The organism is Collinsella sp. AM16-21 (genome assembly GCF_003471905.1).
Classification (GTDB): Bacteria; Actinomycetota; Coriobacteriia; order Coriobacteriales; family Coriobacteriaceae; genus Collinsella.
This window is the reverse complement of the sequence record NZ_QRKJ01000001.1, coordinates 80,624-101,831: the sequence shown is the minus strand read 5'-3', so window position 1 is coordinate 101,831 and position 21,208 is coordinate 80,624. Positions and strand designations below refer to the sequence as shown.

The following is a 21,208-nucleotide window of genomic DNA, read 5'->3' as shown; positions in this document are numbered from 1 at the left end:
CATGGGTAAGCCCGGTGCTTTTCTTGATATCGATCGCGTGACCCACGAGCTTCGCCCCGTGGAGGAGCGCAGTCATGATTTTGATCCCCTGTATGTGGAGCTCGATGACGACGCACGTCGCGCCCAGGCGAGCCGCTGCATGATGTGCGGCGTGGCGTTTTGCCAGATGGGCGCGAGCTTTGGCAAGGCGCGCCCGAGCGGCTGCCCGCTGCACAACTTGATTCCCGAGTGGAACGAGCTGGTGTACCGCGGCCGCTGGGATGAGGCTGCCGAGCGCCTGTCGCTCACCTCGCCCATGCCCGAGTTCACGAGCCGCGTGTGCCCGGCACTGTGCGAGGCCGCGTGCAACCTGGGTTCGGTCGACGGCCAGCCCACGACGATCCATGACAACGAGCGTGCGATCAGCGACCATGAGTGGGCAAACGGTGGCCCGCGCCGCTTTGAGCCGGCGGGGGAGGGCGCACCCACGGTTGCCGTGGTGGGTTCCGGTCCTGCTGGTCTGGTGGCTGCATGGGAGCTTGCGCGTCGCGGCGCCCGCGTGACGGTGTTTGAGCGCGACGACCGCCCCGGCGGCCTGCTCATGTACGGCATTCCCAACATGAAGCTCGAGAAGTCCGTGGTCGAGCGTCGCGTGGCGCTCATGCGCGAGCTGGGCATTGTGTTCGAGCTGAGTGCCGACGTGAGCGATCCCAAGGTTACCGCCAGGCTCGACGACTTTGACGCCGTCGTGGTGGCTGCCGGCGCCCGTGCTCCGCGTGGACTGGCTGCTGAGAATATTGACGCGCCCGGCGTGGTGTACGCGGTGGACTACCTGACGGCTTCGACCGTCTCGGTGCTCGATGGCGGCGAGCCTGCCATCGATGCACGCGGCCTGGACGTTGCGGTCATTGGCGGTGGCGATACCGGCAACGACTGCGTGGGTACCGCCGTGCGTCAGGGCGCGCGCAGCGTGCGCCAGTTTGAGTTCTTGCCGGCTGCGACCGATAAGCGCGCGGCGAGCAACCCCTGGCCGCAGTGGCCCAACGTTAAGAAGACCGACTACGGCCAGCAAGAGGTTATCGCTGCGATGGGTGGCGAGATGCGTGCCTGGGGCGTGGATACCCTCGAGGTGCTGCTGGACAAGAAGGGTGCGGCTGCGGGCCTGCGCGTGGTCGATCTGGACTGGTCGGCGGGAAAGCCCGAGTGCATCGCGGGCTCTGAGCACGAGGTGCCGGCCCAGCTGGTGCTCATTGCCTGCGGCTTTACGGGCCCGGAGCACAGCGTGTTCGACGCTGCCGGCGTGCCTGTTGCCGCCGCTGGCCGTCCGCTGCCGGTGATGGCTGCCGAGGGCTCGCATCTTGCGGCGCGTGTCGACGGCGTCGCCGCGGATGCCGCGCCGGTGTATGTTGCCGGCGACGCTCGCAACGGCAGCTCGCTCGTGGTGAACGCTATGGCCGACGCCCTGGCCTGCGCTGCTGAAGTCGCCGATGCGCTGGAGCTGTAAAGTAGTCACGGAGATATTCAACAATCGAATCGGCAAGGGCTGTCCCCAACTGCCGGCACAAAAGGAACGTCCCTAAGTGCCGGCAGTTAGGGACGTTCCTTTTCTGTCGGCATTCGGGGACACTCCTTGCGGATTTGCGAGCAGTTTGCTCGTTTGTCGACGTACGGGCGTTCATTTGTCGACTTCTTGGGCTGTGGTCACCTGTTGTTTAAGTGGTGGCTGCGGGCATCTGGCTCAAAAGGGCGGGTTGGCCGTCGATGTTTACCTGCGGTTTTGTTGCGGCGCGCATTTTCGGTCAAGCTTTTCGTCAAGTGTTTGGTCAGCATCTGGTTTGCAGCCGGAGGCCTATTTTGCCCGCGCTGGTCGTGGCTGCCCACCCTCCTTGTAAGCTCAAATTGAGGTCCATCAGTTTGAGGAGGATGCCATGACTGACCACGCTTTTGACCGAGCAGAGCTGGCTGAAGCCGTCGGCAACGATATTGCCGACATGGCTCACTTTTGGATGCTGCGGAAGTTTCAATTCCTGGAGCCGGCGCGCGAACAGTTCGAGATCATTGTCGACCCGTGGCTCAGCTATTGCACCGAGCCTTCGCAAAACGAAATCATGGCCTACAACATGGCGTTTACCGATTGGCTGCTGTTTGAGCGCCCCTATCGCCATGGCAAAACGCTGCTCGAGCTATATGTTGACGAGCCGCCGGCATCGCTTTCGCCTGCCTCGCTCAAGCGGCTCGAGCAGGTACGCGACACGCAGTATTTCTCGCGCTTTGGCATTTTGGACAAGGATCCTGCGTCCGGCATGGTCGTGCTGAAGGACACGCGCACCGATCATCGCTTTGATGTCTACGATCCGCATATCGTGCAGAAGGAGCACTGGAGTGACGGCGCGATTGCGGTGCGCCTCGCCTGCGTCGATGATGTCTGGCTTACGGCGGGACAGCTCTACCTGTATGACATCGCGCGGCTGAGCGATACGGCGGTCGATGGGCCGGGTGCGGTGCATCCGGAGGACCTGCAGGACGGCTTTGACACCTCGTGCATCAGCTTCTTCTTGCGTCTGGTCCGCGACATCATGGGCGTCCAGGGGCGGTACGTAAAGTCGCTCAACATCTACGAGCAGGAGTGGGAGTAGGGGATGGGTGGTTGTCGCCTGCCTTGCCTTTTGCCTTTTTGTCTCGATCTGTAACGTTTGGGGACAAAAAACCAGCCTATCTGTTACAGATCGAGACGAACGCTTGGGCACCGCTGGTTTGTCTAAATCTGTAACGTTTAGGGGCCTGAAGAACGGTTTACTGTTACAGATCAAGACATTTGTCGGCGGAGGCAACGGTGACGATGGTTCATTTGTCCGATGTGGTGGTGATGGAAGTGTCTAATACCGTTTTCAAGCACAAGCATACGACTCGCAACACGTTGGCGCGGAATAGGATGCTCGCGCGGCTCACGGAGGCGACCGAGCAAGGTGCGCTGCTCGCAACGCATGACAATACCGAGCTCATGTGGCTGCGGCGCCATGTTGGAACCGATGATATCGCGGAGCCCGAGCCGTACCTGTTCTGTTTTCAACATGATTGGGATGCGTTGACACCGGCGGAGCGAGCACTGCGTACTATCAAAGGGCTTGCAGAGTTTCATCCCGATTGGGCGTTTTGGGGCTATGACGCGGCGCTTTTGTGGGGTCTGGAGGTGCCGAATGATCTACTCGGGCCGCGTTTTCTTGTTAAGACGGGCTGTTCAGTGACGTTGAGCAGCGGGTGCAGGTTGTTGCGTCCACAGATGGCGGGCGCGCTCGAGCGCGTTGATGGCGTGCGGGTAACGTCGTTTTGGCGCACGGTGGAGGATTGCTTGCTGCGTGCGCCGTTCTCCTACGGGTTGGCGATTGCCGATTCTGCACTGCGGGCGAAAGGTGTATCACGTGGGGATTTGTGCGAGCGCCTCCGCGCCGATTGCGAGGGCAGGCGCGGGTATCGCAGAGCTCAGGTGATTGCGTCGCATGCAGATGGCCTGTCCGAAAATGGTGGCGAGTCTCGGTTCCGAGCATTCTTTATTGCATACGGCTTTCCGGTTCCGGAGTTGCAGGTGGAGTTTCGCGATCCGCTCAATTCGAGCCAGGTGTTTCGGGTCGATTATTTCTGGAGGCTCGAGGACGGGACATGTGTCATCGGCGAGCTCGACGGAAAGGGGAAGTATACCTTGCAGAACGGCGAGGGTCGGGAGTCGGTCGACCCGTTCGTGGCAGAGCGTCAGCGGGAATCTCATCTGACAATGCTCGGGCACAAGGTGCTTCGGTTCACGTTTAACGAACTCAAAGATCCGGTGAAGCTGGTCGAGAAAATGAGGCTGGCGGGTATTCCACAGCGGGCCGATTTTGCTGAGCAATGGAAGCGGCAGTGGTATGGGCGCTGAGGGGTACGACTAACGCGGATGTGGTTGTTCCGGACGAGTTCGTCTCAATCTGTAACAACAAGGGGCCGTTTGGCCTCGCAACTGTTACAGATCGAGACAGAAGGTTGGCTGCCGCTAAAAGATCTCAATCTGTAACGTCTAGAGGCCGAAAACCTGTCTACCTGTTACAGATTTAGACGTTTGACGACAGGGCTGGAGAATATCTCGATCTGTAACATCTAACGGCCAAAATTCGACCAAACTGTTACAGATTGAGACAAAGGTTGGACGCGGTGCCGAAAGATCTTGATCTGTAACATTTGGAAGGTTAAAGACGGTCTACCTGTTACAGATCGAGACATTTCCCTGGTGTCGCTGGGGTGGGACTGCAACGTATTCCGTCTCCCACATCCTCTCTTCCCTCCGTTAACCGATATGTCCGCAGCAATCCTGCCACGCTGGATAATAATGGACAAATGTTCAAGTTTTCTGAGGGGGAGGAGCTCGATATGACGACTGCCGATCGTCCCACGTTGTTTATCAATGCGACCGTTCTGGATGGCTCGGAGCATATGGAGCCGCAGCCCGATATGGCCGTGGTCGTCGAGCGTGGCATCATCACCTGGATGGGACCGAGCGCCGTGGCCCAAGCTCCAGCGGGTGCCGAGATCATCGACCTGGGCGGTGCGTATCTCATGCCGGGCCTCATCAATATGCACGTGCACCTGTGCGGCTCGGGCAAGCCTGTCTCGGCCGGCGATGCGGGCGCGCTGATGAAGAAGCTCGATAATCCCGTGGGCCGTGCCATCGTCCGCCGCATCCTCAAGGGCAGTGCCCAGCAGCAGCTGGCAAGCGGCGTGACCACGGTGCGCGGCGCGGGCGATCCTCTGTTTGCCGATCTTGCTGTGCGCGATGCTATCGATGCCGGCAAGTATCAGGGTCCGCGCCTGGTAGCACCGGGAACGGGCGTCACGGTGCCGGGCGGCCATGGCGCGGGGCTGTTTGCTCAGGTGGCAAATAGCCCCGTCGAGGCAGTCGAGCAGGTGCGCGACCTGTACGCGCGCGGTGCCGACGTCATTAAGCTGTTCGTAACGGGCGGTGTGTTCGATGCGACCGAGGTGGGCGAGCCGGGCGTGCTGCGTATGCCGGTGGAGGTTGCCGCAGCGGCGTGCAAGGCGGCGCACGAGGTGGGCCTGTCGGTTATGGCCCATGTCGAGAGCACCGAAGGCGTGAAGGCCGCGCTTGAGGCCGGCGTCGATACGATCGAGCACGGTGCCCCGATGACTCCCGAAATCTTGGATCTGTACCGCGGCGCCGCTGGGACGCAGCTTGAGGGGCGTGCACCGAGCGTTACCTGCACAATCAGCCCGGCGCTGCCGTTTGTGCTGCTCGACCCGGAGAAGACCCATTCGACCGATACGCAAAAGAAGAACGGCGATATCGTGTGCTCGGGTATTATCGAGAGCGCTCGCGCCGCACTGGAAGCTGGCGTTAAGGTGGGCCTGGGCACGGACTCAAGCTGTCCGTTCGTGACGCAGTACGACATGTGGCGCGAGGTAGCCTATTTTGCCAAGTACGTGGGCGTGAGTAATGCCTTTGCGCTGCATACGGCCACGCAGGTCAATGCCGAGCTGCTGGGGCTGGGCGGCGAGACCGGTACGATCGAGTGCGGCAAGGCTGCCGATATCTTGGTAACGCGCAAGAACCCGCTCGATGATCTGTGCGCACTGCGTGAGCCGACGTACGTGATGTGCCGTGGTGATCTGGTGCGCAAACTCAAGGTGAAGCGTATTCCCGAGGTGGACGCCGAGCTCGACGCGATTATGGCCATGCCTGCCGAGGCGTTGGCCGAGGAGCTTGCCCGCGACGGTGTGGCGTAGACGAGTCAAAGGGACAGCTCCGTTGCCGCATACAAAAAGCCGAGGTCTCAACACGAGGCCTCGGCTTTTTTATCGAACAAATACTTAAGATTTGGGACAAACAAACCTGATTAATTTGTCCCGTGTGCGGGCGCTAGGAGCGGGTTTCCATCTTGGCGTGGCACTTGGGGCAGGTGACGCGGATCTTGCCTTTGCCCTTGGGGACGGAGAGCATCTGGCCACAGTTGGGGCACTTGAGGTATGCCGTGGTCTTACGGCCCTTCCACATCTTCTTGGCCGTGCGTTTGGCGCGCTCAAAGTCTTCCTTGCTCGTTCCGGCTGCGCGCGAGGCGTTGGACGCCGCAGCGCCGCCGCCCAAACTGGCGACGAATTTGCCCAAGCCGGGGACGTTCGCGGTCGCGGCGACAAAGGCCGCGTTCTCCTTGCGACGTGCGTCGATATTCTTGGACAGGCCACGCAGCACGCCGAGCACGATCACGGCGATGGCGATCCAGCTGAGCCACTGGATACGAGCCATCGAACCGATCATCGCGATGACGATTCCAGCAAAGCCCATCACGATGGTGAGCTCGTCAGCACCATTGCGACCCTTCATAAAGTCATTCATGCAAATTGCCTTTCGTTCGATATGCTGCACGCCTTTATACCCGATTTAGAGCAAGGGGGACAGGTTAATCTACACCAAGGTGGTGCAAAACATACCCGTCCCCGATACACCAAGATGGTGCAAAGAAGTCTGTCCCCAATGCCCCAATTACTTGGAGAGCTTGTCGACGACGCGTTCGATCTCGGCGAGCTTGGCGGCTTTGAGGTCTTCGTCGCCCGATTCGATTGCCGAAGTCACGCAGCCCTCGATATGCGCCTTGAGCACGTCGGCGTTGATGCGCGCAATGAGCGCCTGTGTGGCCATGAGCTGCGTGGAAATATCGACGCAGTAGCGGTCCTCCTCGACCATCCGCAGGATGCCGTCGATCTGACCGCGTGCCGTCTTGAGCATGCGGGTCACCGATTTATGGTCTGCCATCATGGCGGGTCCTCGTTTCTGGTCGGGGTACGCGTGGGTCGTTACGCGGCGGTTACGGACAGGGCGTGGAACTTCTCGCCGGCGCCCTCGACGGCGGCGGCGAGCTGCTCGGCGGTCACGGTGTCGGCGCACTCCACCTGGACGGTCTGGGTCTCGTGATCGGCGTCGGCGTCGGTCACGCCGGCCACGTTGAGCAGTGCCGTCTCGACAGTAGCGTCGCAGTGACCGCACATAAGGCCCGAAGTCTTAATCGTGTAACGCATTGGTATTCCTCTCTGTTGTGTCGGCTTTCCCAAGCACCCGACCTTGACCTTCAAGCCGTCGCTCGCGTACCAAAGTACGCGTCGCTCCTCTTTCAGGTCAATCTCGGGCACCTGGAAAACCCGTTCTAAATGGACTTAATGGTGAGCCTATTTTGCCACTTTAGGCTTAAAGGATTTCAGGCGCAGCGCATTGCTTACGACGCAGACACTCGATAGGCTCATGGCCGCGGCGCCGAACATCGGCGAGAGCTGCCAACCGGTGAGGGGGAAGAACACGCCCGCCGCCAGCGGAATGCCGATGCCGTTGTAGAACAGCGCCCAGAACAGGTCCTGCTTGATGTTGCGGATTGTGGCACGTGACAGCTCGATGGCGCGCGCAGCATCCATGAGGTCGCTGCGCATGAGCACCACATCTGCCCCTTCTTTGGCGATGTCGGCGCCGGTGCCGATCGCAAGGCCCACGTCGGCGCGCGCCAGGGCGGGGGAGTCGTTGATGCCGTCGCCCACCATGGCGACCTTGCCGCCCGCATCCTGCAGCTCGCGCACGTGGCGTTCCTTGTCGGCGGGGAGGACGTCGGCGATGACCTGTTCGCTGCTCAGCCCCACGCGGCGGGCGATGGCCTCGGCCGTCACGCGGTTGTCGCCGGTGAGCATGCGCACGTCGACGCCGAGCTTGCGCAGCGCGGCGATGGCCCCGGCGCTCGTCTCTTTGACCTCGTCAGCCACGGCGATGGTGCCGATAAGCTCGCCGTTCTTGGCAAAGAACAGCGGTGTTTTGCCCTCGGCGGCAAATTGCTCGGCAAGACCCGCGGGCACGGTAACGCCCAACTCGTCCATCAGGCGTACGTTGCCGGCTGCAATGGCGTTTTGTCCCTCGCGCGCCGTAACGCCTCGTCCAGGCACGGCGGCAAAGTCCTCGACCATGCGCGCGACGATTCCGCGCGACTCGCACTCGGCCATAATCGCCTCGGCCAGCGGGTGCTCGCTCGAGCGCTCCAACGCGGCGGCCAGCTTGAGCAGCGCCTTTTCGCTCATGGCGGGCGAGCCGTCAACGCGCGTGGCCACCACAATGTCGGTCACGGCCGGCTTGCCGCGGGTGACCGTGCCCGTCTTATCGAGCACCACGGTGCCCACGCTGCGCAGATTCTCCAGCGCCTCGGCGCTCTTAAACAGAATGCCCATCTCGGCGCCCTTGCCGGTGCCCACCATAATGGCGACGGGCGTGGCCAGACCCAGTGCGCACGGACAGCTGATCACCAGCACGGCCACGGCGGAGGTGAGCGCCTCGTTGATGCTGCCGGTCAGTGCCATCCACGCCGCAAAGGTCACGGCCGAAATCACGAACACCACGGGCACAAACACGCCGGCGACCTTATCGGCCATGCGGGCGATGGGCGCCTTGGTGGCGTTGGCGTCCTCGACGAGCTGGATGATTTTGGCGAGCGACGTGTCGGCGCCCACGCGCGTGGCACGGAAGGTAAACGATCCGGTGCGGTTGACCGTGGCGGCGTTGACGGTGTTGCCGGCGACCTTTTCCACGGGGATGGACTCGCCGGTGAGCGCACTCTCGTCCACGGCCGAGCTGCCCTCGAGCACCACGCCATCGACGGGGATGGACTCGCCGGGGCGCACGCGCAGGACCTGGCCGGGAAGGATGCTGTCGACGTCGACGGTGGTTTCGGTACCGTCGTCGGCAACGACGGTCGCGGTCTTGGGCGCCAGGTCGATCAGCGCCTCGATGGCGCCGCCGGTTTTGGACTTGCTGCGCGTCTCAAGGTATTTGCCCACGGTGACGAGCGACAGGATCGTGCCCGCACTCTCAAAATACAGGTTGTCCATGCCCGTCATCATGGCCTCGTGCACCTGACCTGTGGCCAGCTGGTCGGCCATGATAAACATGGCATAGAGCGACCAAGCGATGGAGGCGGTGGCGCCGACGGCGATGAGAGCGTCCATGGTGGGCGCGCCGTGCACGAGTGATTTGAAGCCGTTGATAAAGTATGCGTCGTTGACGTAGACGATGGGGATGAGCAGGACAAGCTCGGTGAGGGCGAGCGTCATGCTGTGGATGTGGTCGGTGAAGATGCTGGGCAGCGGCCAGCCGAGCATGTGTCCCATGCCTATGTAGAACAGCGGAATGAGAAAGATGATTGAGATGATGAGACGGGTGCGCATGGCGGAGGCAGTGGCCTCTAGCTTTTTGGTGGGCGATTCCATATGGGTGGCGCCGGATCTGGCTTGCGTGCTGCCGTTTGAGCCGGCGGCACCGGTGCCCGCATCGACGGGCGAGGCCGAGTAGCCTGCGCGGTCGACAGCGGTGCAGATATCGTCGGGGGAGACCTGCGCGGGGTCGTAGTCGACCATCATGGAACCGGCGAGTAGGTTGACCGCGACGCTTTGGACGCCGTCGAGCTTGCTCACGGCACGGTCCACGTGCGCCTGACAGGCGGCGCATGTCATGCCGCCCACATCGAACTTATCTTGAGCCATGGCTTCTCCTTTCTGTGGCGTAGTGTTTGAATTGTTAACCTGCCGATACTATACACCCATACCCCCTGGGGGTGTCCAGTGGAGATGAGAATGTATGACATTTCGCTACAGATGCGGGTGGCTGCTCAATCGTTGGCAGCTCATGTCAAACATCTCGATCTGTAACATCTAGCGGGGAAAATGACCTCTAACTGTTACAGATCGAGATTATGTTTTGCGATGTTTGAGTTCGTCTCAATCTGTAACGTGTAGACCCGGTTTTGTCTCGTAACTGTTACAGATTGAGACAATCGGCCCAGACCCGCCCCGTCATCTGTGGTTTACGTGGGGGCATGCGAAGCGCGGGTATACTAACCGGCGGCGAATCTGCTCCATCGCTTAGGGCCGCTGCGTCTGGACGGCGCGTGATAGGGCTGCCAAAGCGATCGCCAGCGTGCTGAGCAACGTCCTCTCTGTGCGCACCTGTTTTGTATGTATTAGCGCACTACCAAGCACGCCCCGCGCGGCTGCATGCCGTGCCCATAACGCGTGCAGATAAGGAACAACAACATATGCGTAATTCTGTATCTGACGTCACGGACGCCGAGATTCTGGACGAGACCCGCGAGGCCATGACCCAGGCTGCCTTCGATGCCGCCGATGAGGCCAATGCTGCCCAGGCCGTCGAGTCCGCTACCGAGAGCCTGCCCGCCTTTGACGAGCTGGGACTTTCCGACGAGATGCTTCGTGCTATCGAGAATCTGGGCTACACGGCGCCCACGCCCGTTCAGGCCGGCTCCATCCCCGTGGTGCTCGAGGGTCGCGACCTGCTTGCCGCCGCCCAGACCGGCACCGGCAAGACGGCCGCCTTTTTGCTGCCGACCATGAACAATCTGGAGCACATCGCTCCGCCCAAGCCCGTGCGTGAGCGCGGCGGTCGCAACCGTCGTCGCGGTGCTAAAAAGCCCGAGGGCAACGGTCGCGGTCCCGTGATGCTCGTCATCACCCCCACGCGCGAGCTTGCCCAGCAGATCGACGAGGTTGCGAGCAAGATTGCCGACGTCACCGGCCATGTCGCCGTTACCGTCGTGGGCGGCGTGAGCTACAAGCCGCAGACTGCGGCCCTCAAGTATGGCTGTGACATCCTGGTCGCCACGCCGGGTCGTTTGGTCGACCTGATCGAGCAGGGCGCCTGCCACCTGGACGAGGTCAAGGTGCTGGTGCTCGACGAGGCCGACCGCATGCTTGACATGGGCTTTTTGCCCGCCGTCCGCCGCATTGTGCGCGAGACGCCGGCCGAGCGCCAGACGCTGCTGTTCTCGGCGACCCTCGACGAGGAGGCCGTGGGTGAGATCACCGATCTGGTGAGCGACCCGGCCCGCGTGGAGATCGCGCCGGCCACGTCGACCGCCGATACCGTCGACCAGTTTGTGTTCCCGGTGTCCATCGAGGCAAAGAACAACCTGCTGCCCGAGTTCCTCAAAAAGGAGGGCCCGGAGCGCACTATCGTCTTTATGCGCACCAAGCACCGCGCCGACAGCTGCTGCCGTCGTCTGGAGCGCAAGGGCATTAAGGCCGCCGCGATTCACGGCAACCGCAGCCAGGCCCAGCGCGAGCGTGCCCTTTCGGCCTTCCGCGACGGTACCGTCGACGTGTTGGTGGCAACCGACGTGCTCGCCCGCGGCATCGACATTAGCGATGTGCGCTACGTCGTGAACTTTGACGTGCCGGCCGAGCCGACCGACTACATCCACCGTATTGGCCGTACGGGCCGCGCCGGCGAGCTGGGCTGGGCCATTACGTTTGTGACCGAGCAGGACGTGGACGAGTTCTACGAGATCGAGAAGCTCATGGACAAGACCGCCGACATCTACGAGGCCGGCGGTCTGAATGTGGGTCCCAATCCGCCCGCGGTTGATCCCGAGCGCGACCCTGCGGCCTTTAAGGTGAAGAAGAAGACCAAGCGTGGCAAGTCCAAGAGCAAGAAGAAGCTTGAGCAGGCGCGTCGCGACGGCAAGCGCAACGGCGACGATTACGGCGATGTGGCCGGTCGTTCCAACCGCGGTCGCGACGAGCGCCGCAGCGACGGCGAGCGCCCGAGTCGTCCCAAGCGTGGCGGCAAGACCCGCGTGCGCGAGGGCGTTCAGGCTTGCGTGGACGAGGCTGTGGAGAGCGTGGCCCGCGAGGTGGCTGCCGAGGAGCGCGCTGGTGCTGGTGCCGCTGAGCAGCCTGCGCGCGGTAACCGTGCCGAGCGTCGTGCCAAGCAGTTCCAGGGCGAGGCGCATCGCCGCCGTCGAGAGGATGAGGATCGCGGTGGCCGTCGTCGTGTCGAGCGCGAGGACGAGGGCCGCGGTTCGCGCGGTGGCAAGCGCGGTGCGGGCGACCGCCGTCGTTCCGGTCGTGATGACGAGCGCGGTGGCCGTGATGGGCGTCGCGGCGGCGAAGGCCGTGGTTCGCGTGACGAGCGTGGTACCCGCGGCGGCGAGTCCCGCGGCGGCAAGCGCTTTGACGAGCGCGGAGGCCGCGAGGGCGGCCGCGGTGGTGAGCGTCGCGAGGGCGCTCGTGGCAACGGTGGCCGCAGCGGCGCCGGTCGTTCGAATGAGTCGCGCGATCGTCGCGACCCGCGTGCCAGCCGCGATCGTCGCGATGACTGGCGCAACTACGACGACACCCGCGAGGAGCGTCGCGGCGGCTACCGTGGTGGTCGCGGCGGCAACCAGGCCGGTTCCCGTGGCGGCCGTGCCGGCGGTCGCGATAACCGTGGCAGCTATGGCAACAGCCGTGGCGGCAAGCACGGTGGCAGCTCCCGTCGCCCCGGCGACGGCGGCGGCAAGCGCAAGTAACATACGCGTCGCGCGATAAGGCGAGATGAGTTTGGGCCCCGAGCAGACTATGCTCGGGGCCCTTTTTGGTGCAAAGAGGTCAGGTTAATCTGCACCAACGTCATGAAGTTGCGGTGGAATACGGACTGTTTTGGCCTTTTGAGCGGCTTTTCAGTCCCTATTTCACCGCAACTCATGATTGGTGCAAACAAACCTGTCCACAACGCACCAGAGTGAGGAGTGTCCCTGGGTGCCGGCGGGAAAGGAACGTCCCTAAGTGCCGCCTAAATACCGTTTATCGAAGAAAAAATACCGCTCACCGGTCATAATGATTGTTCTGGCTTTGGGCTTGTCTACAATAACTCCCGTAAAAAGAAATGCGGAAGGTTACCGAGTCCCTCGGACGTGGGCCTAACCAAAGTCTTTGAACGGGTGTGTCTCTATGGATGCATTCGCTTGATTTTGGTTGGGCTATATTTATGAAGGGACATGCCACCATGGGTTTCTTTTCTCGCCTGATGGGCGGTTCGGATGAGCAGAAGACTGCAGCTTCCGAGTTCGAAATCCTCGCTCCCGTTTCCGGCGAGCTTGTTCATCTAGAAAATACCAATGACCCCGCTTTTAGCAGCCGTGCCGTGGGCGATGGCGTTGCCGTGGTTCCCCAAGAGGGAACGGTGTGCGCTCCTGTTTCCGGCACCGTCGCGGCGCTGTTTCCGACTGAGCACGCGCTGGGCATCATGTCCGACGACAGCTCTGCTCAGGTGATGCTGCATATCGGAATCGACACTGTTAAACTTGAGGGCAAGGGCTTCCATGCGCTTGTTGCTCAGGGTGACCATGTCGACGCGGGCCAGCCCCTCGTTGAGGTCGATTTTGACGCGGTCCGCGCCGCCGGCTTCGATCCCACGGTCTTCGTTATCGTGTGCGAGCGTTCGGAGAACTCGACTCTTCGTGAGCACGCTTCCGGCCCTGTTGCTGTTAAAGAGCCTGTCGTCTGGCTTTCCGAGTAAATTCTTTTGGTGGGTACCGTGGTTATCAAGCGAGTTTTCAACAATAACGTCGCAATGGTCACTTCGGACGATGGCTCCGAGCTCATTGTCATCGGTCGAGGCCTCTGCTTTGGCCGTCATGCCGGCGACGCTATCGATGAAGCATCGGTCGAAAAGACCTATGCGCTGCAGGAGGGCACTTCTCAGGATTCGCGTACGATTGACCGCTTGGCACATCTTTTGGAGTCCATCCCCACCGTCAACCTCGTGATTTCCGAGGACATCGTTCAGATGCTTCGTCGAGAGCTCAATGTCGATATCAACGACAAGATCCTCATCGCTCTCGCAGACCATATCAGCCTTGCTTTGGAGCGTGAGCGCAAGGGCGTTCCCTGCGAGAACCCGTTGCTGCTCGAGATCCAGCAGTTCTATCGCAAGGAGTACGCGCTTGCGGGCCGTGCGCTGCAGATTGTCAAGGAGTATATGGGCATCCAGATGAGCGAAGAAGAGCAGGGTTTTATTACGCTGCATATCGTCAACGCCACCATGCCGCAACGCTCCGACCGTCTCATCATCTCGGTCCAGCTTGTTCGCGACGTGCTCGCGATTGTTTCCGAGCGCTATGCCACGACCCTCGATGACACCTCGCTGCCCTATGAGCGTTTCGTCCGCCACCTGCAGTTTTTCGCACAGCGGGCGCTTGACCCCGCGGCCGGGCAGATCAATGACGATGCACTGTTCCGAATCGATGAAACTAAGTATCCGTGCGCGTTCTCGTGCGCGGACGCCATAGCCGCCCACTTGTCGTCTACCTATAACGTTGTCGTTACCGATGCCGAGAAGAGTTATCTCGCATATCACATTGTTAACCTGCTTGGAGAACCCGGTCTCTAGGCATAACGTGCCCACACATCGATTGATATAAGGCAGGGCTCACGGCCTTGTCCAGGGCACATCTGTCTTAATTTGCGGAAAAGGAAGGGGAGTACCGCTATGACCGCAAAAAAGAAGTTCAATTTCAAAGCGCCGTTGGAGGTGTTCGCGAAGTCGATCGTCCAGCCGATGATGTATCTCTCGGTTGCCGGCATCCTGCTCATCGTGGGCATCATTCTGACCAACAAGACCATCTGCGCTTTGGTCCCCGTACTGGGCTCCGGTCCGTTCCAGCTTGTGGGCGCCGTTGTCTATCAGTCGCTGATGTTTATCATCAACAACCTCTCGATTCTGTTCTGCGTGGGCATCGCCGGCGCCATGGCAAAGAAGAACAAGGGCCATGCTTCGCTGATCGCCCTGATGTCGTTCTTCCTGTTCCTGCAGGCTAACAACATCGTGCTCAACGCCACCGGCTCTCTTGCCGATGCGAGCGGCATGCTCGGCCTTACCGGAACCGGCCAGAGCACCGTTATGGGCATTCAGGTGCTCGACACCGGCGTGTTTGGCGGCATCATTCTTGGTTGCATCACCGGTGCCGTGTTCAACAAGTACTCGAACAAGCAGTTCCCCATTGCCCTTTCGATGTTCTCGGGCGTTCGCTTCCCGTTCCTGATCATGATCATCATCTCCTGGATCATGGGCGCGGGCTTCTGCATCGTTTGGCCTCCGGTTCAGGGTGCCATCTCCTCCGTCGCCGGCATTATTAAGGAATCCGGCAACATCGGCCTCTTTATTTACGGCATGCTCAACAAGCTGCTCGTTCCCACCGGTCTGCACCACCTCATCTACACCCCGTTCCAGTTCTCCGATGTGGGCGGCACCCTGACGCTTGGCGATCAGGTTATCGCCGGCGCCTATCCCATCCGTGTCGCCGAGATGGCAATGACGGGCCAGCCCTTCTCCGATAGCACCTACTTCAACAGCTACACCTTCAACAACCTGTGGCCCTACATCGGTATCGGTCTCGCCTTTATCTTCACCGCTTACAAGGGGAACAAGGATAAGACCAAGGCCGTTATCATCCCGCTGATCATCACCGCCGTGCTCTCCTGTGTCACCGAGCCCATGGACTTCCTCTTTGTCTTTGCCGCTCCCGTGCTCTTTGTTGTTCACTCGGTTCTTTCCGGTATCTTCCTGGTCCTGCTCAAGGTCCTCTCCGTGCCCGCTTCGACTGCAGGCGGCATCATCAACATCGTGGTTTCCAACCTGGTCCTTGGTGTCGATAAGACCAACTGGCCGATGATGCTCGTGCTCGGAGTCGTCAACGCCGCTCTGTACTTCTTCCTCTTCACCTTCCTGATTAAGAAGCTCAACCTCCACACGCCTGGCCGCGAGGAGGAGTCCGAGCTCGCCGAGTCCGTTGCCGAGGGCGAGGCCGCCGCGTCTGTCGCGGTGAAGCAGGGCGCTGTTGCCGCGGCCCCCGCAGAGGGCGTCGATGCAGGTATTGCCGACCTGGTCGCAGGTCTTGGTGGCAAGGACAACATCGAGGAGCTCGAGAACTGCTTTACGCGTCTCCGCGTGAACGTTAAGAACCCGGACCTCATCAATGAGGACCTCATCAACCACGTGCCCAACAGCGGCATCAACCGCAACGGCAATAATATCCAGATCATCTTTGGCATGAAGGTCGCCGAGATGCGCGACAAGGTCGAAAACGCAATTGAGAAGGAGCAGTAAACAATGATCATTACTCTGTGTGGTGGCGGATCCACCTTTACCCCCGGCATCGTCAAGTCCATCGCTCTGCGCAAGGACGAGCTCGACGTTGACGAGATTCGTCTGTACGACATCAACGAGGAGCGCCAGCGCAAGATCGGCGTGCTCGTGGACTGGATTTTGCACGAGGACCTTGGCCTGGACATCAAGCTCACGGTGACCACTGACAAGGAGACTGCCTTTACGGACGCGAGCTTCGTGTTTGCCCAGATGCGCGTGGGCGGCTATGCCATGCGCGAGCAGGACGAGAAGATTCCGCTGCGTCACGGCTGCGTGGGCCAGGAGACCTGCGGTTGCGGCGGCCTTGCCTACGGCATGCGCACCATCTTCCCCATGGTCGAGCTGATTGACGACGTTGAGAAGTATGCCAAGAAGGACTACTGGATTCTTAACTACTCCAACCCTGCCGCCATCGTCTCCGAGGGCTGCCGCGTCCTGCGCCCCAACGCTCGCATCATCAACATCTGCGACATGCCGATCGCGATTATCGACGTGGTTTGCGCCGCGCTCGATATCGACAAGAAGGATGTCGAGTACGATTACTTTGGTCTCAACCACTTTGGTTGGTTCACCTCGATCCGCCACAAGGGCGAGGAGGTGCTCCCGCAGCTGCGCGAGTACATCAAGGAGCACGAGATTCTGCTGCCCGATTCGTACCTCAAGGGCATGGGCTCGCTGATGTCCAAGAAGCCCGAGGAGGCCACTGACGAGCACCCCGAGCAGAACCGCCACACCAAGGGCAGCTGGTACTACGTCTGGAAGGGCGAGTACGAGATCATGGAGTGCTTCCCGGAGTACCTGCCCAACACGTACCTGAACTACTACCTGCAGCAGAAGGAGTTCGTCGAGCATTCCAACCCCGAGCGCACCCGTGCTAACGAGGTTGAGGAGACGCGTGAGAAGAACCTCTTTGATGGTATCGATCACTACGAGAAGACGGGCGAGATCGACGAGAGCACGTTCTATGCGGGCAGCCACGGCGACTGGATTGCCGACCTGGCTATCGCTCTGAAGAACGACACCAAGCAGCGCTTCCTGGTCATTTGCGAGAACAAGGGCGCTATCCCCAACATGCCCTACGACGCTATGGTCGAGCTGCCTGCCTACATTGGCAAGAACGGCCCCGAGGTCATCAGCCGCGACAACATTCCTCTGTTCCAGCAAGGTCTTATGATGCAGCAGTTGAACTCCGAGAAGCTCGTGGTCGAGGCTACGATCGAGGGTTCGTACGAGAAGGCGCTCAAGGCCTTCACACTCAACAAGACCGTGCCGTCGATGAAGGTCGCCAAGGAGGTTCTCGACGACATGATCGAGGCCAACAAGGACTTCTGGCCCGAGCTTAAGTAAAGGCAACAGGGTCGCTGGCCGCATACCTAGAGCAATGCCCCGTCCACGTGATTGCGTGGACGGGGCATTGTCATTTGGTAACGCGTTTTATCAAATATGGCATTTATCTGCGGTAATGTTCTATTTCACCGCTGAGGGTGACATTTCATGCCGCCTGCCGAACTGCGTGGAGACCTAACAACTTTTTAGGTCAGTGTTGTGCGTGTAGCAATTTCGCCCGGCCTCGCCTCCGGGCTGCCATGTGAGAGGGGATCTTTATGGCACGACTGCACGTAATGGAACGCAGCCACGCTCAGGCCGTCATGGACGATCTGCACGATGCGCTCGGACGTCGTCTGGCGGTGAGTTCGCTCGCCCCGTGTCCCGTTGAGTTTACGGCAGCGCTCGTCAACCTGTGCTCCACCCAGAGCTGCGGCAAGTGCACACCTTGCCGTGTGGGCCTGAGCGCGCTGAGCGACCTGCTCGCCGACGTGCTCGAAGGACGCGCCGACGATTCCACGCTCAACCTCATCGAGCGTACGGCCCGCACCATCTATCTTTCGAGCGATTGCGCCATCGGCTACGAGGCTGGTGCCATGGCGCTCACCGCCATTCGCGGCTTCCGCGACGATTTTGAACACCACATTCGCGAGCACTCCTGCGGCTTTGACCGTGAGGCGCGCGTTCCGTGCGTATCGGGCTGCCCGGCGCACGTCGACATTCCCGGGTACATCTCGCTGGTCGAGGCCGGCCGTTATGCCGACGCCGTCAAAGTCATCCGCAAAAACAACCCGCTGCCGCTCGTCTGCGGCTTGGTGTGCGAGCATCCCTGCGAGATGCACTGCCGCCGTGGTATGGTCGACGACCCCATGAACATCCTCGTCCTCAAGCGTTTTGCCGTCGAGCATAGTGACCTCAACGACCACAAGCCGCATGTCGTGGACAATACCGGCAAGCGTGTCGCTGTGGTCGGCGGCGGCCCGGCTGGTCTCTCCTGCGCCTATTATCTGGCCGTGATGGGCCATAAGGTGACGATTTTTGAGCAGCGTCACCACCTGGGTGGCATGCTACGCTACGGTATCCCCAGTTATCGTCTGCCGCGTGAGCGCCTGCAGGCCGAGATCGACTGGATCTTGAGCGCCGGCATCGACGTGGAGCTCGACCACTCTGTGCGCGGCGAGGAGCTCGCCCGTCTGCGTGACGAGTACGATGCCGTCTACCTGGCCATCGGTGCCCACAACGACAAGAAGCTCGGCCTTCCGGGCGAAGAGGCGCCCGGCGTGGAGTCGGCCGTCAAGATGCTGCGCGCCATCGGTGACGACGAGCTGCCCGATCTGAGCGGCCAGCGCGTGTGCGTCATCGGTGGCGGCAATGTTGCCATGGACGTTGCCCGCTCTGCCGTGCGCTGCGGCGCCGAAAAGGTAAGCATCGTCTACCGCCGCCGCATCTGCGACATGACGGCCCAGGACGCCGAGATCGCCGGCGCCCAGGCCGAGGGCTGCGAGGTGCTGGAGCTGACGGCCCCGCTCGCCATCGAGACCGGCGAGGACGGTCGCGTGTGCGGCCTGCGCGTACAACCGCAGATTATCGGCGAGCCCCGCCGTGGTCGCCCGGCCCCGCGTGCCGCCGCTACGCCCGAGCGTGTCATCCCCTGCGAGCGCGTGTTTGTGGCCATTGGCCAGGACATCGATTCCAAGCCGTTTGAGGAGATGGGCATTGCCTGCAAGTGGGGCTGCGTCGTCACCGACTCGGACGGCGCCGTGCCCAACTTCGACGGCCTCTTTAGCGGCGGCGACTGCCAGACCGGCCCCGCCACCGTCATCCGCGCCATCAACGCTGGCCGTGTGGCCTCGGCAAACATTGACCGCTACCTGGGCTTTGATCACAAGATTAAACTCGAGGTCGAGCTGCCGACCGTCCAGTTTAAGGGCAAGCACGAGTGCGGTCGCTGCGAGCTGGGCGAGCGCGAGGCCGGCGAGCGTATTCACGATTGGAATCTGGTCGAGCAAGGTCTTACCGAGCAGGAGGCGCGCCAGGAGGCGAGCCGCTGCCTGCGCTGCGACCACTTTGGCTTTGGTGCGTTCCGCGGAGGGAGGAACCTGGAATGGTAGAGCTCAACAACCCCACCGTCAGCGACAACACCGAAAACGGAGCGCATAACATGGTCAAGCTCACGATCGATAATTGCGAGGTCGTGGTGTCCGAGCACACCACGATCCTGGATGCAGCCAAGTCCGTCGGCATCCAGATTCCCACCCTGTGCTATCTGCGCGATCTAAACGAGATCGGCGGCTGCCGCGTGTGCGTGGTCGAGGTCGAGGGCTGCGACCAGCTGGTTGCCGCCTGCAACAACTACGTGCTCGACGGCATGGTGGTCCACACCAACAGCCCCAAGGCTCGCGAGGCTCGTCGCACCAACGTGCAGCTGCTGCTGTCGCAGCACGATGCGCAGTGCGCGAGCTGCGTGCGCAGCGGTAACTGCAACCTGCAGACCATCGCCAACGACCTGGGCATTTTCTACCTGCCGTATCAAAAGCACTTGGCGCGCGAGGGCTGGGACTTCGATTTTCCCATCATTCGCGACAACGACAAGTGCATCAAGTGCATGCGTTGCATCAAGGTGTGCGAAAACGTGCAGGGGCTGGGGATTTGGGACCTGACCAATCGCGCCACGCACACCGCCGTGGGTGCCCGCGGGCGCGCGCCGATTGGCAAGACCGATTGCGTCGCATGCGGCCAGTGCATCACGCATTGCCCGACGGGCGCGCTGCGCGAGCGTGACGACACCGAGACCGTGTTCGACGCTCTCGCCGATCCCGACAAGATCGTGCTGGTGCAGATCGCGCCGGCTGTGCGTAGCGCTTGGGGCGAGGAGCTCGGCATCCCGCGCGAGGAGGCCACCGTCGAGCGCCTGGCGTGCGCGCTGCGCCGCGTGGGCTTTGAGTACGTGTTCGATACCGATTTCTCGGCCGACCTCACCATTATGGAGGAGGGCTCCGAGTTGCTCGAGCGCCTGGGTAAGGCCGCCAAGGGCGAGGGCGACAGCCGCGGCTGGCCCATGTTCACGAGCTGCTGCCCGGGCTGGGTGCGCTTTGTGAAGGCGCGCTATCCGGAGTTTGTCGACAGCCTGTCCACGTCCAAGTCGCCGCAGCAGATGTTCGGCGCCATTGCCAAGACGTACTACGCCAAGGTGTTGGGCGTGGAGCCCGAGCGCCTGTTCGTGGTGTCCGTGATGCCGTGCACGGCCAAGAAGGCCGAGTGTGCGCTGCCGAGCATGGTGGGCGAGGGCGGCGTGCCCGATGTGGACGTTGCGCTGACGGTGCGCGAGATGGTGCGCATGATCCGCGCGAGCCACGTGAGCGTTGACACGCTGGTCGAGGAGCCGCTCGATACGCCGCTGGGCTTCGGCACGGGCGCGGGCGTGATCTTTGGCGCCACGGGAGGCGTGATGGAGGCTGCCGTGCGCTCGGCCTATTACCTGGTGACGGGCAAGAACCCCGATGCGGATTTCTTTACCGACGTGCGTGGACTCGACGGCTGGAAGGAAGCCGTTGCCGATATCGATGGCACCAAGGTTCGCGTCGCCGTGGCGCACGGGCTGGGCAACGCCGCCCGCCTGCTCGATGCGATTCGCGACGGCCGTGTGAGCTATGACTTCGTTGAGGTCATGGCGTGCCCGGGCGGCTGCGTCGGTGGCGGCGGTCAGCCCATCCACGACGGCTGCGAGCTGGCAGCCGAGCGCGGCCAGGTGCTGTGGGGCCTGGATGCCGCTGCGGACATTCGCTTCTCGCACGAGAATCCCGATGTCCAAGCGTGCTACCGCGAGTTCTTAGGTGAGCCGCTCTCGCCGCTGGCCGAGGAGCTGCTGCACACTGACCACCACGCCTGGTCGATGCCTAATGAGGGGACGTGCTAACG

The 21,208-nt window shown here is 61.5% G+C and carries 15 protein-coding genes; 11 read left to right on the top strand and 4 right to left on the bottom strand.

What is annotated here, in order from left to right; genetic code table 11:
- Position 1: 1 nt before the first annotated feature.
- The 4 genes from DW180_RS00370 (at position 2) to DW180_RS00355 (ending at position 5,748) form a co-directional block, all read left to right on the top strand.
- The gene (locus DW180_RS00370) at positions 2–1,483 is read left to right on the top strand and encodes a glutamate synthase subunit beta (protein ID WP_118236885.1); all 1,482 of its coding nucleotides are present in this window, start codon (positions 2–4) and stop codon (positions 1,481–1,483) included.
- A 424-nt stretch (positions 1,484–1,907) separates the two neighbouring features.
- Positions 1,908–2,615 (top strand): hypothetical protein, encoded by a 708-nt coding sequence (locus tag DW180_RS00365; RefSeq protein WP_117843055.1) that lies wholly within the window; start codon positions 1,908–1,910, stop codon positions 2,613–2,615.
- A gap of 197 nt (positions 2,616–2,812) precedes the next feature.
- Positions 2,813–3,889 carry a hypothetical protein gene (locus tag DW180_RS00360; protein WP_233545120.1) on the top strand — a complete coding sequence of 359 codons (1,077 nt, stop codon included), beginning with the start codon at positions 2,813–2,815 and terminating at the stop codon, positions 3,887–3,889.
- A 455-nt stretch (positions 3,890–4,344) separates the two neighbouring features.
- Entirely contained in the window at positions 4,345–5,748 is a 1,404-nt protein-coding gene (locus tag DW180_RS00355; RefSeq protein ID WP_233545119.1) for an amidohydrolase family protein, read from the top strand.
- A 133-nt stretch (positions 5,749–5,881) separates the two neighbouring features.
- Here DW180_RS00355 and DW180_RS00350 read toward each other — a convergent pair whose 3' ends face one another.
- From DW180_RS00350 to DW180_RS00335, 4 genes are all read right to left on the bottom strand, one after another.
- Positions 5,882–6,355 (bottom strand): hypothetical protein, encoded by a 474-nt coding sequence (locus tag DW180_RS00350; RefSeq protein WP_118236879.1) that lies wholly within the window; start codon positions 6,353–6,355, stop codon positions 5,882–5,884.
- 147 nt (positions 6,356–6,502) lie between these two features.
- On the bottom strand, positions 6,503–6,775 hold the full coding sequence (locus tag DW180_RS00345; protein WP_006235337.1) for a metal-sensing transcriptional repressor: 273 nt from the start codon (positions 6,773–6,775) through the stop codon (positions 6,503–6,505).
- 38 nt (positions 6,776–6,813) lie between these two features.
- Positions 6,814–7,035 carry a heavy-metal-associated domain-containing protein gene (locus DW180_RS00340; protein ID WP_006235338.1) on the bottom strand — a complete coding sequence of 74 codons (222 nt, stop codon included), beginning with the start codon at positions 7,033–7,035 and terminating at the stop codon, positions 6,814–6,816.
- A gap of 147 nt (positions 7,036–7,182) precedes the next feature.
- Entirely contained in the window at positions 7,183–9,525 is a 2,343-nt protein-coding gene (locus DW180_RS00335) for a cation-translocating P-type ATPase (protein WP_117759898.1), read from the bottom strand.
- A 551-nt stretch (positions 9,526–10,076) separates the two neighbouring features.
- On the opposite strand from DW180_RS00335, the gene DW180_RS00330 reads away from it, so the two are divergent.
- From DW180_RS00330 to DW180_RS00300, 7 genes are all read left to right on the top strand, one after another.
- Positions 10,077–12,347, top strand: coding sequence for a DEAD/DEAH box helicase (locus DW180_RS00330; protein WP_118236877.1), 2,271 nt, complete (start codon positions 10,077–10,079; stop codon positions 12,345–12,347).
- A gap of 476 nt (positions 12,348–12,823) precedes the next feature.
- Positions 12,824–13,336, top strand: a complete 513-nt coding sequence (locus DW180_RS00325) for a PTS glucose transporter subunit IIA (RefSeq protein ID WP_158549076.1) — start codon at positions 12,824–12,826, stop codon at positions 13,334–13,336.
- An 18-nt stretch (positions 13,337–13,354) separates the two neighbouring features.
- A complete protein-coding gene (locus DW180_RS00320; RefSeq protein WP_118237099.1) occupies positions 13,355–14,209 on the top strand; it encodes a PRD domain-containing protein in 855 nt (284 codons plus the stop codon).
- A gap of 99 nt (positions 14,210–14,308) precedes the next feature.
- On the top strand, positions 14,309–15,925 hold the full coding sequence (locus tag DW180_RS00315) for a PTS transporter subunit EIIC (RefSeq protein WP_118236875.1): 1,617 nt from the start codon (positions 14,309–14,311) through the stop codon (positions 15,923–15,925).
- Positions 15,926–15,928: 3 nt separating this feature from the next.
- A complete protein-coding gene (locus DW180_RS00310) occupies positions 15,929–17,311 on the top strand; it encodes a 6-phospho-alpha-glucosidase (RefSeq protein ID WP_117634836.1) in 1,383 nt (460 codons plus the stop codon).
- 257 nt (positions 17,312–17,568) lie between these two features.
- Entirely contained in the window at positions 17,569–19,401 is a 1,833-nt protein-coding gene (locus DW180_RS00305) for an NAD(P)-binding protein (protein ID WP_118236873.1), read from the top strand.
- Between the two features lie 50 nt (positions 19,402–19,451).
- The gene (locus DW180_RS00300) at positions 19,452–21,206 is read left to right on the top strand and encodes an NADH-dependent [FeFe] hydrogenase, group A6 (protein ID WP_118237097.1); all 1,755 of its coding nucleotides are present in this window, start codon (positions 19,452–19,454) and stop codon (positions 21,204–21,206) included.
- Positions 21,207–21,208: the final 2 nt, after the last annotated feature.

Coding starts and splice junctions, on each gene's coding strand:
- DW180_RS00370 (WP_118236885.1), top strand. CDS start 2: ATGGGTAAGCCCGGTGCTTTTCTTGATATCGATCGCGTGACCCACGAG.
- DW180_RS00365 (WP_117843055.1), top strand. CDS start 1,908: ATGACTGACCACGCTTTTGACCGAGCAGAGCTGGCTGAAGCCGTCGGC.
- DW180_RS00355 (WP_233545119.1), top strand. CDS start 4,345: ATGTTCAAGTTTTCTGAGGGGGAGGAGCTCGATATGACGACTGCCGAT.
- DW180_RS00350 (WP_118236879.1), bottom strand. CDS start 6,355: ATGAATGACTTTATGAAGGGTCGCAATGGTGCTGACGAGCTCACCATC.
- DW180_RS00345 (WP_006235337.1), bottom strand. CDS start 6,775: ATGATGGCAGACCATAAATCGGTGACCCGCATGCTCAAGACGGCACGC.
- DW180_RS00340 (WP_006235338.1), bottom strand. CDS start 7,035: ATGCGTTACACGATTAAGACTTCGGGCCTTATGTGCGGTCACTGCGAC.
- DW180_RS00335 (WP_117759898.1), bottom strand. CDS start 9,525: ATGGCTCAAGATAAGTTCGATGTGGGCGGCATGACATGCGCCGCCTGT.
- DW180_RS00330 (WP_118236877.1), top strand. CDS start 10,077: ATGCGTAATTCTGTATCTGACGTCACGGACGCCGAGATTCTGGACGAG.
- DW180_RS00325 (WP_158549076.1), top strand. CDS start 12,824: ATGGGTTTCTTTTCTCGCCTGATGGGCGGTTCGGATGAGCAGAAGACT.
- DW180_RS00315 (WP_118236875.1), top strand. CDS start 14,309: ATGACCGCAAAAAAGAAGTTCAATTTCAAAGCGCCGTTGGAGGTGTTC.
- DW180_RS00310 (WP_117634836.1), top strand. CDS start 15,929: ATGATCATTACTCTGTGTGGTGGCGGATCCACCTTTACCCCCGGCATC.
- DW180_RS00305 (WP_118236873.1), top strand. CDS start 17,569: ATGGCACGACTGCACGTAATGGAACGCAGCCACGCTCAGGCCGTCATG.
- DW180_RS00300 (WP_118237097.1), top strand. CDS start 19,452: ATGGTCAAGCTCACGATCGATAATTGCGAGGTCGTGGTGTCCGAGCAC.